General features: G+C 66.1%; 14 protein-coding genes. 4 read left to right on the forward strand and 10 right to left on the reverse strand.

The window, feature by feature from the left end:
* Positions 1 to 22 precede the first annotated feature (22 nt).
* The 3 genes from JNO53_RS02435 (at position 23) to JNO53_RS02445 (ending at position 2,658) form a co-directional block, all read left to right on the forward strand.
* Positions 23 to 592, forward strand: coding sequence for a shikimate kinase (locus tag JNO53_RS02435; protein WP_203107256.1), 570 nt, complete (start codon positions 23 to 25; stop codon positions 590 to 592).
* Positions 583 to 1,692 carry a 3-dehydroquinate synthase gene (gene aroB, locus JNO53_RS02440; protein WP_203107258.1) on the forward strand — a complete coding sequence of 370 codons (1,110 nt, stop codon included), beginning with the start codon at positions 583 to 585 and terminating at the stop codon, positions 1,690 to 1,692. The genes JNO53_RS02435 and aroB overlap by 10 nt, the downstream gene beginning before the upstream one ends.
* Before the next feature lie 195 nt (positions 1,693 to 1,887).
* The gene (locus JNO53_RS02445; protein WP_203107260.1) at positions 1,888 to 2,658 is read left to right on the forward strand and encodes a cyclase family protein; all 771 of its coding nucleotides are present in this window, start codon (positions 1,888 to 1,890) and stop codon (positions 2,656 to 2,658) included.
* Here JNO53_RS02445 and JNO53_RS02450 read toward each other — a convergent pair.
* The 9 genes from JNO53_RS02450 to JNO53_RS02495 all read right to left on the reverse strand — a co-directional run bounded on the left by JNO53_RS02450 (position 2,655) and on the right by JNO53_RS02495 (position 12,874).
* Positions 2,655 to 3,026 carry a tRNA-binding protein gene (locus JNO53_RS02450; protein WP_203107262.1) on the reverse strand — a complete coding sequence of 124 codons (372 nt, stop codon included), beginning with the start codon at positions 3,024 to 3,026 and terminating at the stop codon, positions 2,655 to 2,657. The two genes, JNO53_RS02445 and JNO53_RS02450, sit on opposite strands and share 4 nt — an antisense overlap.
* Positions 3,026 to 5,077, reverse strand: coding sequence for an acetyl-CoA carboxylase biotin carboxylase subunit (locus JNO53_RS02455; protein WP_203107264.1), 2,052 nt, complete (start codon positions 5,075 to 5,077; stop codon positions 3,026 to 3,028). The genes JNO53_RS02450 and JNO53_RS02455 overlap by 1 nt, the downstream gene beginning before the upstream one ends.
* A gap of 247 nt (positions 5,078 to 5,324) precedes the next feature.
* On the reverse strand, positions 5,325 to 6,347 hold the full coding sequence (gene bioB / locus JNO53_RS02465) for a biotin synthase BioB (RefSeq protein ID WP_203107268.1): 1,023 nt from the start codon (positions 6,345 to 6,347) through the stop codon (positions 5,325 to 5,327).
* Positions 6,347 to 7,621, reverse strand: a complete 1,275-nt coding sequence (locus JNO53_RS02470; protein WP_203107270.1) for an O-acetylhomoserine aminocarboxypropyltransferase — start codon at positions 7,619 to 7,621, stop codon at positions 6,347 to 6,349. Before JNO53_RS02470 ends, bioB begins: the two co-directional genes overlap by 1 nt.
* Entirely contained in the window at positions 7,618 to 8,424 is an 807-nt protein-coding gene (locus tag JNO53_RS02475) for a heme-dependent oxidative N-demethylase subunit alpha family protein (RefSeq protein WP_203107272.1), read from the reverse strand. Before JNO53_RS02475 ends, JNO53_RS02470 begins: the two co-directional genes overlap by 4 nt.
* A 235-nt stretch (positions 8,425 to 8,659) precedes the next feature.
* Positions 8,660 to 10,837, reverse strand: a complete 2,178-nt coding sequence (scpA, locus tag JNO53_RS02480; RefSeq protein WP_203107274.1) for a methylmalonyl-CoA mutase — start codon at positions 10,835 to 10,837, stop codon at positions 8,660 to 8,662.
* Positions 10,838 to 10,905: 68 nt separating this feature from the next.
* Positions 10,906 to 11,517: a glutathione S-transferase family protein gene (locus JNO53_RS02485; protein ID WP_203107276.1), complete on the reverse strand. Its 612-nt coding sequence runs from the start codon at positions 11,515 to 11,517 to the stop codon at positions 10,906 to 10,908.
* A complete protein-coding gene (locus JNO53_RS02490) occupies positions 11,517 to 12,299 on the reverse strand; it encodes an enoyl-CoA hydratase-related protein (RefSeq protein WP_203107278.1) in 783 nt (260 codons plus the stop codon). The genes JNO53_RS02485 and JNO53_RS02490 overlap by 1 nt, the downstream gene beginning before the upstream one ends.
* 104 nt (positions 12,300 to 12,403) lie before the next feature.
* Positions 12,404 to 12,874 carry an SH3 domain-containing protein gene (locus JNO53_RS02495; protein WP_203107280.1) on the reverse strand — a complete coding sequence of 157 codons (471 nt, stop codon included), beginning with the start codon at positions 12,872 to 12,874 and terminating at the stop codon, positions 12,404 to 12,406.
* Positions 12,875 to 12,966: 92 nt separating this feature from the next.
* On the opposite strand from JNO53_RS02495, the gene JNO53_RS02500 reads away from it, so the two are divergent.
* Positions 12,967 to 13,983 (forward strand): 2-hydroxyacid dehydrogenase, encoded by a 1,017-nt coding sequence (locus JNO53_RS02500; protein WP_203107282.1) that lies wholly within the window; start codon positions 12,967 to 12,969, stop codon positions 13,981 to 13,983.
* A gap of 36 nt (positions 13,984 to 14,019) precedes the next feature.
* Here JNO53_RS02500 and JNO53_RS02505 read toward each other — a convergent pair whose 3' ends face one another.
* On the reverse strand, positions 14,020 to 15,426 hold the full coding sequence (locus JNO53_RS02505; RefSeq protein ID WP_203107284.1) for an NAD(P)H-dependent flavin oxidoreductase: 1,407 nt from the start codon (positions 15,424 to 15,426) through the stop codon (positions 14,020 to 14,022).
* Positions 15,427 to 15,447: the final 21 nt, after the last annotated feature.

The following is a 15,447-nucleotide window of genomic DNA, read 5'->3' on the forward strand; positions in this document are numbered from 1 at the left end:
CCCATCTATAGGCGAAGCGGCAATGACCCAGCAGTCCGAAACATGGAACGACGCAGAAATCGCCCGCGTCGCACGGCGGATAGATCGCCCGGTCGTGCTCGTCGGCCTCATGGGTGTGGGCAAGTCAACCGTCGGGCGCAAGCTCGCGGCGCTACTGGGCAAGAGCTTCGTCGACGCGGACGAGGCGATAGAGGATGCGGCACAGATGCCGATCACGGAAATCTTCGACCGCTTCGGTGAAGGTTACTTCCGCGACGGGGAGCGGCGCGTGATCGCGCGGCTGATCGAGGAACGGCACGGGGTGATTGCCACCGGCGGAGGCGCGTTCGTCAACGATGTCACACGCGCGCTGATTCTCGAAAAGGCGATCGCCGTGTGGATCGACTGCGACGTCGAAACGCTGGTCGAGCGCACCGCGCGGCGCAACGTCCGCCCGCTACTGCGCGACGGTGACCCGCACGAAATTCTCACGCGGCTCCATCGCGAGCGCATGCCGTGCTACGCCGAAGCGCCGATCCGCGTCGCAGGGGAAGACGGTCCGCATCTCGACACCGCAATGGCCATAGTGGAGGCAATCGATCGATGGCTGTAGTGCCGGTGGAACTGGGCGGCCGATCCTACGAGGTTCGCATCGGCAAGGACCTGCTGCGCGATGCCGCGCGCCAGTGCGCGCCGCTGCTCCGCAAGAGCTCGGTGCCGATCGTGACCGACGCCAACGTGGCGCGGCACTGGCGCGAGCCGGTCGACACATCGTTCGCGCGTGAGGGCCTTGAGCCGCGCTGGCTGGTGCTCGACCCCGGCGAAGCGTCGAAGAGTTGGGAGAACCTGCAGCGCGTCACCGACTGGCTGCTGGCCGAGCAGGTCGAGCGCGGCGATCACGTCCTCGCGCTGGGCGGCGGAGTGATCGGCGATCTCGTCGGATTCGCGGCAGCGATCCTCAAGCGCGGATGCGGCTTCATCCAGTTGCCGACCACGTTGCTGGCGCAAGTCGATAGCTCGGTAGGGGGCAAGACCGCGATCAACACCGGTGCGGGCAAGAACCTGATCGGCGCGTTTCACCAGCCCTCGCTGGTGCTGGCCGACCTCGGCGCGCTCGCCACCCTGCCCGATCGCGAGATGCGCGCTGGTTATGCCGAGGTGCTCAAGTACGGCGTGCTCGGCGACGCGCAGTTCTTCGACTGGCTCTCGGCCCATGGCGCGGCGGTCCTCGCGCGCGAGGAAGCGCCGCTCGAACACGCCGTCGCCACCAGCGTCGCAGCCAAGGCGCGGATCGTCGCCGAGGACGAACGCGAGACCGCCGACCGACGTGCGTTGCTCAATCTCGGCCACACGTTCGGCCATGCGCTCGAGGCGGAGACCGGCTTTTCCGACCGCCTTCTGCATGGCGAAGCCGTCGCGCTCGGCATGGTGCTCGCCGCACGCTATTCCGCGCGGCGGGGTCAGATCGGTGATGCCGATGCGGAGCGGGTAACGCGCGTCGTGGATGCGGCGGGCCTGCCGAGCGAGATCGCCACCCTCGGCCTCGACTGCGACGGACGCCGGCTCGCGGAACATATGCTTCACGACAAGAAGATGGATGCCGGTACCCTCCCCTTCGTCCTCCTGCAAGCGATCGGCGACGCCTATGTGGCGCGTGATGTGGAGTTGACTGATATCACCGAGTTTTTGAACGAAGAGCTGCGGGCGGATTGATCGTGATCCTCCCCATTTTGCGCCGCAGGCGCAAATGGGGAGGGGAACCGCGAGACGCGAAGCGGCTCGTGGTGGAGGGGTTTCTGCACTCCAAGCCCCTCCGTCAGCCGCCTGCGGCGTCTGCCACCTCCCCATTTGTGCTGCGCAAAAATGGGGAGGATTGACGGTGCCTCCCGGTCGACGCACTCTCGTCATATGACCCGCTTCATCGACCTCTCGATCCCGATCACCAACGACGTGATCTCCGACCCGGAGGTCATGCGCCCGAAGATCACCTACATGACGCACGAGGCCACCTGGCAGCAGATCGCCATGTTCTTCCCCGGCCTTGAAAAGAATGACCTCCCCGACGGAGAAGGCTGGGCCGTCGAAATGCTCGAACTCTCGACGCACAACGGCACGCACATGGACGCCCCGTGGCATTACCACTCGACCACCGGCGAAGGCGCCCTGCCCGCCCCGAGCATCGACGAGGCACCGCTCGACCGCTTCTTCCGCCCGGGGGTGAAACTCGATTTCAGCCATTTGCCGCACGGACACGTGGTGAGTGCGGCAGAAGTCGAGACGGAGCTCGACCGGATCGGCTACGAACTCAAGCCGCTCGACATCGTGCTCGTGCAATCGGGCGCAGTCTATGGAACCGAGAACTTCACCGACCAGGGCGTCGGCCTCGGGGCGGAAGCGACGTTATGGCTGACCGAGCGCGGCGTCGAAGTGGTCGGCACAGACGCCTGGAGCTGGGACGCGCCCTTCAGCCATACCGCGCGCCGCTGGGCGGAAAACCGCGATCCCTCGATCATCTGGGAAGGCCACAAGGCCGGCCGCGTCCGGCCCTATTATCAGATCGAGAAGCTCACCAACCTCGAAAGCCTGCCGGGCCACGGCTTCACGCTAAGCTGCTTCCCGGTGAAGATCGAGCGCGCCAGCGCCGGCTGGATCAGGGCCGTGGCGCTGATCGAGGACTAGAAAAGGCGCGATCCGTTCGGCACCGGCTTGTCGGGCGCGAACAGCACGACCTCGCCAGTTTCATCGGCAAAGCCCAGCGTCAGCACTTCGGACATCGCAGGACCGATCTGCCGCGGCGGAAAGTTGACCACCGCCGCGACCTGCCGTCCGGGAAGCTCCTCCAGCGTATAGTTCGCTGCGATCTGCGCGCAGCTCTTCTTCTCGCCGATCGCCGGCCCGAAATTGATGCGCAGCCGATAACTCGGCTTGCGCGCCTCGGGAAACGCCTCGGCTGCGACGATCGTGCCGACGCGGATGTCCACCTTGAGGAACGTCTCGAAGTCGATCGGCTCCGCAGCAGGAGCATCGGGCGAATGGTGGAGATGCACTACTCCAGCTCCAGGATCACCGCGTCGACCGCCAGACTGTCGCCCTGCGCCGCATTGATCTTCGCGACGGTAGCCTGCTTCTCCGCGCGCAGGATGTTCTCCATCTTCATCGCCTCGACCGTCGCGAGCGGCTGGCCGGGCTGAACCTCCTCGCCTTCCTGCACATGCAAGGCAACGAGCAGGCCGGGCATCGGGCAGATCAGCAGCTTGGAGAGATCCGGCGGTACCTTCTCGATCATGTGCTGCGCAAGATGGGCGACGTGCGCGGGCAGGATGCGCAGCACGTGCCGTGCGCCACGCGTGGTGATCGCATAGCCGGTGCGGGTGGGTTCGAGCTGGAGGCCGAGTTTCTCGACCGGCTCGGCATCTTCGTCCGACCCGGCGTTATAAAGCGCGACTTCGAGGAGCCGCGCACCCGGCGTGTATTCCATTTCCAGTTCGACCGGTTCGCCGTCGACCGTGATCGCGGCCTCCTCCAGGCTGACCGCGTAATCGGTGCCATCGATGGTGACGGACCAGTCTCCCGGAGCGGCCAGTGCGGGATCGAGCTGCCCTTCGATCCGCCGCGCCCGGTCCGCATCGGCGGTAGCGATAGCCCCGCCGACAGCGGCAAGCGCGCGCTTCAGCTCGTCGGAAGCCGCCGCCCCGGCGAAACCCTCGGGATATTCCTCGGCGATGAAGCCCGTCGTCAGCTCGCCCGAGCGGAAACGCGGATGCTGCATGATCGCGGAGAGGAAATCGATGTTGTGGCCGAGTCCCTCGATCCGGAACGCATCGAGCGCTTCGATCTGGAGGTCCGCCGCTTCCTCGCGGGTGGGCGCCCAGGTGATCAGCTTGGCGATCATCGGGTCGTAGAACATGGAGACTTCGCCGCCTTCGAAGACGCCGTCGTCGATACGCACGCCATCGATCCCGCGGCGGCCGTTCGCCTCGCCGTCGTCGGTCCAGCCCTCGACCGGCGGCTGATAGCGCACGAGCCGCCCGGTGCTCGGCAGGAAGCCGCGGTAGGGGTCTTCGGCATAGACCCGGTTCTCGATCGCCCAGCCATCGATTGTCACGTCATTCTGCGTGAAGCCGAGCTTCTCGCCATAAGCGACGCGGATCATCTGCTCCACCAGATCGACGCCGGTGATCGCCTCGGTCACCGGATGCTCGACCTGGAGCCGCGTGTTCATCTCGAGGAAGTAGAAGCTCTCTCCGGTCGTATCGGCACCACTGACGATCAGTTCGACGGTGCCTGCCGAGTGGTATCCAACCGCCTTTGCTAGCGCGACGCACTGCTCGCCCATCGCCTTGCGCATCGCGGGCGTGACGAACGGGCTCGGCGCTTCCTCGACCACCTTCTGGTGGCGGCGCTGGATCGAGCATTCGCGCTCGTTGAGATAGACGATATTCCCGTGCTTGTCGCCGAGCACCTGAATCTCGATATGGCGCGGGTTCTCGATGAATTTCTCGATGAACACCCGGTCATCGCCGAAGCTGTTGAGGCCTTCGCGCTTGACGCTCTCGAAGCCTTCGCGGACGTCCTTCTCGTCGTAGGCGAGGCGCATCCCCTTGCCGCCGCCGCCGGCCGAGGCCTTCATCATCACCGGGTAGCCGATGCCATTGCTGATCTCGACGGCATGCTCGGTATCGCGGATCTCGCCGACGAAGCCGGGGACGACGTTGACACCCGCCTCCTTCGCCAGCTTCTTCGATTCGATCTTGTCGCCCATCGCCGCGATCGCACCGGGCGGCGGGCCGACGAACGCAATCCCTTCCTTCTCCAGCGCCTCGACGAAACTCGCCCGCTCGGAGAGGAAACCGTAACCCGGATGCACCGCCTCCGCACCCGTCTGCTTGCACGCGGCGATGATCTTGTCCGCGATCAGGTAGCTCTCGGAGGCCGGCGCCGGCCCGATATGCAACGCCTCGTCCGCCATCCGCACGAACGGTGCACGTGCGTCGGCATCCGAATAGACCGCAACGGTCGCAATACCCATGCGGCGCGCGGTCTTGATGACCCGGCAGGCAATCTCGCCCCGGTTGGCGATGAGGATTTTGGAGAACATCAATCTCGATCTTTCATCATATGTCGCGCCAGCAGAATCCCACCGGCAAGAATCACAATAAGGGTTCCCGGAAACATGGCGAATTTGACGAGGCCATCGTGACGGCAGCCATAACCGCCAGGACTAGAGGCACAATCGCCTAACGCCGCACCGATTAGTCCGGTGAATGTGATCAAAGCTCCCAGCGCCATGTAAGCAAAACAACCCGCCATCTGCCATACAGTCAGTGTCGGCCGATCGCTAAAGCTCACTCCGCAGCCTCCGCCACGCGGCACGCGCGCCCAGAAGCTCTCAGGGGCTCCTCGCCCTGCAGCGCCGTCAGGCCCAGCTTCGCGAACAGCGCTCCGTCGCTATCGTCGCCCGCATTCGGCGCGGTCAGCAGCTTGTCGCCGGTGAAGATCGAGTTGGCGCCGGCGAGGAAGCAAAGCGCCTGCGTCGCCTCGCTCATCGACTCGCGGCCCGCGGAGAGGCGGACCATGCTCAGCGGCATGGTGATCCGCGCCACCGCGACGGTGCGGACGAATTCGATGTCGTCGATCTTGGCGAGCGGCGTATCGGCCAGCATGTCGCCCAGCACCGTGCCCTTGACCGGCACCAGCGCGTTGACCGGCACGCTTTCCGGATGCTGGTCCAGCGTCGCGAGCGTGTGGATGAAGCCGACGCGGTCGGCGCGCGTCTCGCCCATGCCGACGATCCCGCCCGAGCAGACGTTGATCCCGGCTTGCCGCACATTGTCGAGCGTCTCCAGCCGCTCGTCCATCGTGCGCGTGCTGATGACGCGCTCGTAATATTCCGGGCTGCTGTCGATGTTATGGTTGTAGTAGTCGAGCCCGGCTTCGGCGAGCATGTCGGCCTGCTTCGGCGTCAGCATGCCGAGCGTCATGCAGGTCTCCAGCCCCATGGCCCGCACACCCTTCACGATCTCGACGATCTTGGGCATGTCGCGGTCCTTGGGGTTACGCCAGGCGGCACCCATGCAGAACCGCTGACTGCCATGATCCTTGGCCTGCGCCGCCGACTGGAGCACGGCCTGCACGTCCATCAGCTTTGTCGCCTCCACGCCGCTGTCGGCATGGACGCTCTGCGAGCAATAGCCGCAATCCTCCGGGCATCCGCCGGTCTTGATCGAGAGCAGGGTGCAAAGCTGCACTTCGGCGGGCGGATGGTTCTCCCGATGCACCGAGGCCGCGCGGAACACGAGTTCGGTGAAAGGCAGGTCGAACAGCTCGGCGATTTCCTCGCGGGTCCAGTCGTTGCGGATTTCGGTCATCAGATAGCGTCCAGTGCCTGCGAGAGATCGGCGATGATGTCGTCGATATGTTCGATGCCGACCGATACCCGCACCACGTCCGGCCCGGCGCCGGTCGCCTCCAGCGCCTCGCCCTCGAGCTGGCTGTGGGTGGTCGAGGCCGGGTGGATGATCAGCGAGCGCGTGTCGCCGAGATTGGCGAGGTGGCTGAACATCTTCACGGAGGAGACCAGCTTCACACCCGCGTCGTATCCGCCCTTCAGGCCGAAGGTGAACACCGCCCCGCCCTTGCCGCCGAGATAGCGCTGGGCGAGCGCGTGATAGCGGTCGTCCTCCAGGCCGGCGTAGGAGACCCAGTCCACTTTCGGATGTTCCTTCAACCACTTGGCGAGCGCGAGAGCGTTGCTGCAGTGCCGCTCCATACGAAGCGCCAGCGTCTCCATGCCAGTAAGTGCCAGAAAGGCGTTCATCGGTGCCAGAGCGGGTCCGAGATCGCGCAGACCCAGCGTACGCGCGGCAAGAATGAAGGCGAGATTGCCGAAATTCTCGGTGAACCTGATACCGTGATAGGAATCGTTCGGCTCGCTGAGCGTCGGATACTTGCCATCCTTCGCCCAGTCGAAGCTGCCTGCATCGACGATCACGCCGCCGATGGCGTTGCCATGGCCGTTGAGAAACTTGGTGGTCGAATGGACGACGATGTCCGCGCCGTATTCGATCGGGCGGCAGAGAACCGGGGTCGCCATCGTGTTGTCGACGATCAGCGGAACGCCGGCGTCGTGCGCGACTTTCGCGATCGCCTCGATATCCTGCACCACGCCGCCGGGGTTGGCGAGGCTTTCGATAAACACTGCGCGGGTCTTGTCGGTGATCGCGGCGGCGACGTTGCCCGCATCATCGGCGTCGACGAAGTGGGTGGTCCACGCCATCTTGCGGAAGCTCTGGCCGAGCTGGTTCTGCGAACCGCCGTAGAGCTTCTGTGCGGCGACGATCTCGCACCCGGGCTCCATCAGCGTGTGGAACGCGAGGAACTGCGCGGCGTGACCCGACGCCACTGCAAGTGCCCCGGCCCCGCCTTCGAGCGCCGCGATCTTGCCTTCCAGCGCCCCGTTCGTCGGGTTCATGATCCGGGTGTAGATGTTCCCGAATTCCTGCAGGTTGAACAGGCGCGAGGCATGTTCGACGCTGTCGAAGACGTAGGACGAGGTCTGGTAGATCGGGGTGATCCGCGCCTTGGTGGTCGGATCGGGTTCGGTCCCTGCGTGGACGGCGAGGGTTTCGGGTTTCTGTGTCATACGGGGCTTCCGATAGCGGCCTCGCGCGTTTGCGCAAACCCTTGCAGTGCGACGGCGTAACAGGGCGCGCCGCGGCGATCCCCCTCGCCTGCCAGCAGCTTCTCCATCGCACCGGCGAGCCGCGTCACGTTCGCGTGGGACAGGGCGCCGAGCGGTGCGACATAGACCCCGATGGTGAACAGGATCGCGCCGGTTTCCGGCAGGCGCCGCAGCGTCTGGCGCTCGGAACGGACGAACAGCGTCTCGCCCGCGTTCTCGGGTGTGACATGGGCGAAGGCCTGCTCGGGCGGCTCGGCAACCCAGCGCAGCGCGGGCGTCGCGGCGATGAACCAGTTGCAGCGCCCGAATATACGCCCGGGAGCGAGCCCGGCGATGAAGCGATCCACGCCGCTCGCGAGCTGCTCCGCATAGCCCTGGATCGGCGCGTGCATCCCGGCGAGCGGCAGGCCCATCTTCTCCGCCGGACGCCAGTCGCTCGGGAAGGCGACCGCGGCGCCGATGAGGCGGTAGAAGTCCTCATCCTCGCGGCGCGTGAGCAGGCACATGTCCTCCCACCGCGCTTTCGCTGCTTCGGGGAGCCCGCCACCGATGCCGAGCATCGCTGCGAGCTCACGCCCCGGCGCTTCGCCTTCGGGAACGAGCTGAATGGCTTCGGGATAAGCCGCAAAGCCCGCCTCGCGCGCCGCGAGATCGGGATCTGGATCGAGCCATTCATTCTCCGACAGCGCGGCGAGCCCCATCTTGAGCACACCCCCGCCGCGAGCACGGGGCAGAAGCGCGTCGACGGAGAAGCCGAGAGTCACGCGCAAACCCCTCTTGTCGTCATCCTCGCGAAGGCGGGGATCCAGCTCGCGTTCCCAGCCGCGACGAGGTTAGCTGGGCCCCCGCCTTCGCGGGGGTGACGGGAGACGTTTCCGGCATCGAGCGACACCTGCCAAAAATCTACCCCGTCGCCCCAGCGGAAGCTGGGATCGCTTGCCGCATGCTCCGACCGGGCGGAGAGCGATCCCAGCTTCCGCCGGGATGACGGGGGTTCGATCACTCCGCCGCCTCGGCGCGGTCGTCGCCGGTGTCCTCACCCGCGGGCGGCATATTGTGGCCCAGCAGGCGCAGCAGGTCGGCGGCGCATTCGACGACGTTGGAGCCGGGGCCGTAGATGCCCTGCACGCCGGCCTTGCGCAGGAACTCGTAGTCGCTCGGCGGGATCACGCCGCCGGCGACCACCTTGATGTCCGCGCGCCCGGCATCCTTCAGGAGCTGGATCAGCTCGGGGATCAGCGTCTTGTGACCGGCGGCAAGGCTCGAGGCCCCGATCGCGTCGACGTCCGCCTCCAGCGCCATCTCCATCGTCTCGCGCGGGGTCTGGAACAGCGGGCCGCTCAGCACCTCGAAGCCCATGTCGGCGAAGGCGCTGGCGATCACGTTGGCGCCGCGGTCGTGGCCGTCCTGCCCCATCTTGGCGACCATGACCCTGGGCTTGCGGTCCAGACGGCGCGCGACCGCCTCGACCCCGCGCACGACCTGCGCATAGCGCTCGTCGTCCTTGTAGGCGGCACCGTAGATGCCCTTCACCGGGCGCGGCATCGTGTCGTAGCGGCCGAAGGCTTCCTCCATCGCGGAAGAGATCTCGCCCAGCGTCGCCCGCTCGCGCGCGGCATCGACCGCCAGAGCGAGCAGGTTGCCCTTGCCCTTCGCGCCCTCGGCCAATGCCTTGAGCGCCGCCTGGCACTTCGCCTCATCGCGGCCGGCGCGGACGCGCTCGATCCGCGCGATCTGGCTCTGGCGGACCTTCGTGTTGTCGATGTCGAGCGTCTCGATCGGGTCCTCGTCCTTGAGGCGGAACCGGTTGACGCCGACGATCACGTCCTCGCCCCGGTCGACCCGCGCCTGGCGCCCGGCGGCGGCTTCCTCGATCATGCCCTTGGGCCAGCCCGCGGCGACCGCCTTGGCCATGCCGCCCTCGCTCTCTACCCGCTCGATGATCGCCCAGGCCTCGTCCACGAGCTGCTTGGTCAGCGCCTCGACGTAGTACGAGCCGCCGAGCGGATCGACCACGTTGGTCATCCCGGTCTCTTCCTGCAGCACGATCTGCGTGTTGCGCGCGATGCGGGCGGAGAAGTCGGTCGGCAGCGCGATCGCTTCGTCGAGCGCATTCGTATGCAGGGACTGCGTGCCACCGAGCATCGCGGCCATCGCCTCGATCGTCGTGCGGATGACGTTGTTGTACGGGTCCTGCTCGGTCAGCGAGACGCCGCTCGTCTGGCAGTGCGTGCGCAGCATCTTGCTGCGTTCGCTCTTGGCGCCGAGCTCGGTCATCGCACGATGCCACAGCGTGCGCGCGGCGCGCAGCTTGGCGACTTCCATGAAGAAGTTCATGCCGATCGCGAAGAAGAAGCTGAGCCGCCCGGCGAACTTGTCGATATCGAGACCGCTGGCGACGCCGTACTTCACATATTCCATGCCGTCGGCGATGGTGAAGGCGAGCTCCTGCACCTGCGTCGCCCCGGCTTCCTGCATGTGGTAGCCGGAGATCGAGATCGAGTTGAACTTCGGCATGTGATCCGCCGTGTAAGCGAAGATGTCGGAGATGATCCGCATGCTCGGCTCGGGCGGGTAGATGTAGGTGTTGCGGACCATGAACTCCTTGAGGATGTCGTTCTGGATGGTCCCGGTAAGCTGATCGGGGCCGACCCCCTGCTCCTCCGCCGCGATGATGTAGAACGCAAGGCACGGGATGACCGCGCCGTTCATCGTCATCGACACGCTCATTTCATCGAGCGGGATGCCGTCGAAGAGGATCTTCATGTCCTCGACCGTATCGATCGCCACCCCCGCCTTGCCGACGTCGCCGACGACGCGCGGATGGTCGCTGTCGTAGCCGCGATGGGTCGCAAGGTCGAAGGCGACCGACAGGCCCTTCTGCCCCGCCGCGAGATTGCGGCGATAGAAAGCGTTCGATTCCTCGGCGGTCGAGAAGCCCGCGTATTGCCGGATCGTCCAAGGCCGCCCGGCATACATGCTCGCCTTCACGCCGCGGGTGTAGGGCGCGAAACCGGGCAGGCCCGGGTCCCAGCCCTCGACATCCGCCTCGGTATAAAGCGGCTTCACATCGATCCCCTCCGGCGTATGCCAGGTGAGATCGCGGCCTTTCACTTCCTTCTCGGCGAGGTTTTGCCAGTCGGAGAGGGTGGGCCGGATGTCTTTGTCGTCGGTCATGGGGACGCCGATCCACCATTCCGGCGGAAATTTCAATGCGAGCTTAGCTTGACCTCGGCCAACATTCGTCAGGCATCCGCACTCGGACGGGCCGACACGCGGGTGTGCCAAGCGGTAAGGTGGGTGCAGCTTTCCGGCGGGGGGCAACCGGCAAAAACAGCAAAATCGACCGTCGTCAGCAACAGGATGTCGGCGAAGGTGAAGCGCTCCCCAGCAAGGAATTCACGGTCCACCAGCGCCTCGTCGAAGAAGCCGAAGGCCTTCGCCACTGCCGCGCGATTGGCCTCGCCCCAGGCTTCGTTGCGGCCCGGCAGCGCGGCAGTGAAACGGTGCGTGTGAACCCAAACCGCGCCGATCGGATACATTGCGATCATCTCGACGCGGCGATTCCACATCTCGACCAGCGCGATCTCCTCGGGCGTCGTTCCGAACAGGTTGGGCTCGGGATGCAATGCCTCGAGATAGCGGCAGATCGCCACGCTCTCGGCGATCACGGTGCCATCATCCAGCTGAAGCGCAGGCGTCTGTCCACGCGGATTGATCGCGAGATACTCGGGCGACTTCTGCTCTCGCTCGAGAATCGAAACTTCGCGGGTCGGCAACTCGATGCCCTTCTCCGCCGCGAAGATGCGCACACGCCGCGGATTGGGCGCGGGGTTGGGGCTGTCGTAGAACAGCATCAGCAGCCCTTGAACGCGGGCTTGCGCTTCTGGAGGAAGGCCATGCCGCCCTCGCGCGCGTCCTCGGTCGAGGCTGCGGTGCGCTGCCCCTCGGCTTCGGCCAGCAGCGCCTGAGCGTAGCTGTTCTCGAGCGCGGTAAGAATATTCTTGCGCATCGTGGCGTAGGAAACGGTCGGTCCGTTCGCGAGCCGGGCGGCGAGCGTCTCGACTTCGCCGGCCAGCGATTCGTCGGCCACGGCCTTGTAGATCATGCCCCACTCGTACGCCTTTTCGGCGCCGATCTTTTCGCCCAGCATCATCATCTCGGTCGCTCGCGCCTTGCCGACGAGGCGTGGGAGCATCCAGCTCGCGCCGCCGTCGGGCACCAGCCCGATGTTGACGAAGGCCTGCAGGAAATAGGCGCTGCCCCCCGCGATCACGAAATCCCCCGCCAGCGCGATCGAGCAGCCGATGCCCGCCGCGGGGCCATTGACGGCGCAGACGACCGGCACGTCCAGCCGCGCGAGCTTCATCATCAGCGGATTGTACTTCTCGGTCAGCGCCATGTAGCTGCCCTGCGCCCCGGTCACCGGCCGCTCGCCACTCGCAGCAAGGTCCGCACCCGAGCAGAACGCCCGCCCCTCGCCCGTGAGCACCAGCACGCGCGCATCGCCGAGGTGGTCGAGCGCCATCAGCATCTCGCCCGCCATCTCCAGCGAGCAGGCGTTGAGCCGCTCGGGCCGGTTCAGCGTGATCGTGGCGACGCGCTCGTCCACCGCGAACCTGATTGTCTTGAAGTCCATGCACCCTCCCAAGCGTTGCGTTTCGCAACCGAGCTTGGCCGCGCCCCCGCGGGGAGGCAAGCCTCAATTCTCGCGATTGCCGAGCTTCGCGCGGCGCCCGGCTGTCAGGGTTTGCCCGCGCCCCAGAGGCGTTCGGCCTTTACCCAGCCCACCCGGCCCTCGACGTCGAAGCTGCACCAGTCGTTCTCGCACTCGCCCAGCTTGCCGACCACGCCGGGTTCGGCATTCCACCTGAGCTTTGCATTGTCCGACGGCTCCTCCCGCAAGGCCGCAAGCCCCTCGCCCACGACGACGGCGCTGCGGTCGGCATCGAGCAGACGGGCGACGACCCAGCCTTCCGCACCATCGGGATCGCGGATCAGGCGCCATCCGTCGACGACGCGGACCACTTTCACCGGCAGCCCTTCGCGCTTGTAGACCCATGCGATCCGGTAGTTGACGCTCGGCCCCACGCGCATGTTGAGCTTGCTCGTCCCGATCGTCGCCCAGTAGGGCACCTCACGCTCCTGCGCCGCGGCGGGCACGGAAACTAAGGTGAAAAGGGCGAAGACGGCGGCGAGGAGGAAGCTGCGCATGGGTTCCACCCTTAAATCGTGGAGCGCCCTTGCTTCAAGCCGTCTCGCACGCGGCTTGACCGCGGCGCATCCGCCATCCTAGCGCGGCATATATGGAGAATGCGGGAGACACCTCGACTCGGCGTGTGGCGGGCAAGCCGCGGGTCATCGTGACGCGGCACTTGTTGCCCTCGATCGAAGCGCGGATGGAAGAGCTCTTCGAAACGCGCCTCAACCGCGACGATCTGCCGATGACGCGGGACGAACTCGCGGCCGCGATGCGCGAATGCGACGTGCTCGTCCCCACCGTGACCGACCGGATAGACGCCGAGCTGATCGTGCAGGCCGGCGAGCGGCTGGGCCTGATCGCGAGCTTCGGCACCGGCACCGATCACATCGATCTCGGCGCGGCCGCCGCACGCAAGATCATGGTGACCAACACCCCTGGCGTCTTCACCGAGGACACCGCGGATCTCACCATGGCGCTGATCATCGGCGTGCCGCGCCGTGTGCGCGAAGGCACCGCGTTGATCCGGCAAGGGCAATGGACGGGCTGGGCGCCGCTCGCGATGCTCGGGCGCAAGCTCGGCGGGAAAGTGCTGGGGATCGTCGGCCTGGGCCGCATCGGCCAGGCGGTCGCCTTCCGCGCGCGCGCCTTCGGCCTGCAGATCCGCTACCACAATCGTCATCGCCTGCCGCCCGCAGTCGAATCGATGTTCGGCGCCGAATATGTCGAGGATCTCGACAGGCTTCTGGCCGATTCGGACATCGTCACCCTGCACTGCCCCGCCACGGCCGCGACGCGCGGGCTGATCGATGCGCGGCGGATCGCGCTGATGAAGCCCGGGGCGGCGCTGATCAACACGGCGCGCGCGGACCTGATCGATTACGAGGCGATGATCGACGCACTCGAGAGCGGCCACCTGGGCGGCGCGGGGCTCGACGTCTTTCCCGACGAGCCGCAGGTGGACCCGCGGCTGATCGCACTGCCGAACGTCATCGCGCAGCCGCATATCGGCAGCGCCACTATCGAGGGCCGCGAAGCCTCGGGCGAGAAGGTGATCGCCAACATCCGCTTCTGGGCCGACGGCCATCGCCCGCCCGATCAGGTGCTGGAAGCGCTGGTCTGATTTGCATCGTCCCGGCTTGCGCCGGGATGAGGCCCATCAATCCCCGGTCAGGATGCGGTCGACCAGTTGCTTCACCGTCGGGGTGAAGTTGTTCGAATAGAACGGATCCTGCTTGAAACGGTAGGCCGCGTGGCCCGCGAAGGCGAGGTTCTGTTCGACCGGGCCGCCGTGGGCGATATCCTGCAGGGTCTTCTGGATGCAGAAGCTGCGCGGATCGGCGAGGCGGCCGGTGGTGTAGTCGTCGTGATCCTTCCACGACGAGAACCCGCAGTGCGACAGGCAGCCCATGCAGTCGGCCTGGTCCTTGCGGATTTCGGCGCGGCTTTCCGGCGTGACGAAGACGACCGTGTCGTCGGGGGTCTTGAGCGCTTCGGTGAAGCCCTCGCCGACCCAGCCGCGGGCGCGTTCGCGATCCTTCGGCGTGACCCAGAAGTTCTTGCCCTTGATGCCGACGTCGAGCTGCACCGTGTGCTCGCCCGCCTCGACCTTCGAATAGGGGATCTGCCGCTCACTGCGGTGGATGAGGTCCCACAGGAACGGGTTCTTGACGGCGGACGAATAAAAGCCCGTGGGCGAGAACTTGTGCAGGAGCACGTCGCCCGGCTCGATCGTGCGGAGCATGTCCTTCCACCCTTGCGGGATCGGGCTTTCCTCGGTCAGCAGCGGGCGCGTGCCGAACTGGAAGGCAATCTTGCCCAGCTCGGGGTTGTCGATCCAGTCGTCCCACTCGCGCAGGAACCAGACGCCGCCGGCCATGACGATCGGCACGTCCTCGCTCACGCCTTCGGCACGCATCGTCTCGCGCAGCGCCTTCACGCGGGGATAGGGATCCTCCGGCTTCTCCGGATCCTCGGCATTCGAAAGGCCGTTGTGCCCGCCGGCGAGCCACGGGTCCTCGTAGACGACCGCGGCCATCAGCTCGCTCACCTTGTGGTAGCTGCGCTTCCACAGTGCGCGGAAGGCACGGGCGGAGCTGATGATCGGCAGGTAGCTGACGTTGAAGCGCGCGGCGATCTCGGCCAGCTTGTAGGGCATGCCCGCCCCGCAGGTGACGCCGGTGACGAGGCCTCTGGTGCGTTCGAGAACGCCTTCCAGCACCTCCTGCGCCCCGCCCATTTCCCACAGCACGTTGATGTTGATCGCGCCCATGCCGTTCGAAACCTCGTAGGCGCGCTTGACCTGTTCGGTGGCGCCGTCGATGGCGTAGCGGACGAGCTGCTCATGCCGTTCCTTGCGGGTGAGCTGATCGTAGATCTGCGGGATGATCTTGCCTTCGGCGTCGTAGCTGTCTGCATTGACCGCGCTGACCGTGCCGATGCCCCCGGCAGCCGCCCAGGCGCCCGAGCTCATGTGATTGGTCGCGGAGACGCCCTTGCCGCCCTCGATGAGCGGCCAGACCTCGCGGCCACCATATACGATCGGGCTGAGCCCCTTGAATGCCATTGAACTGCTAATCCTCGTGAG

This window comes from Altererythrobacter sp. C41 (assembly GCF_016803135.1).
GTDB lineage: Bacteria > Pseudomonadota > Alphaproteobacteria > Sphingomonadales > Sphingomonadaceae > Pelagerythrobacter.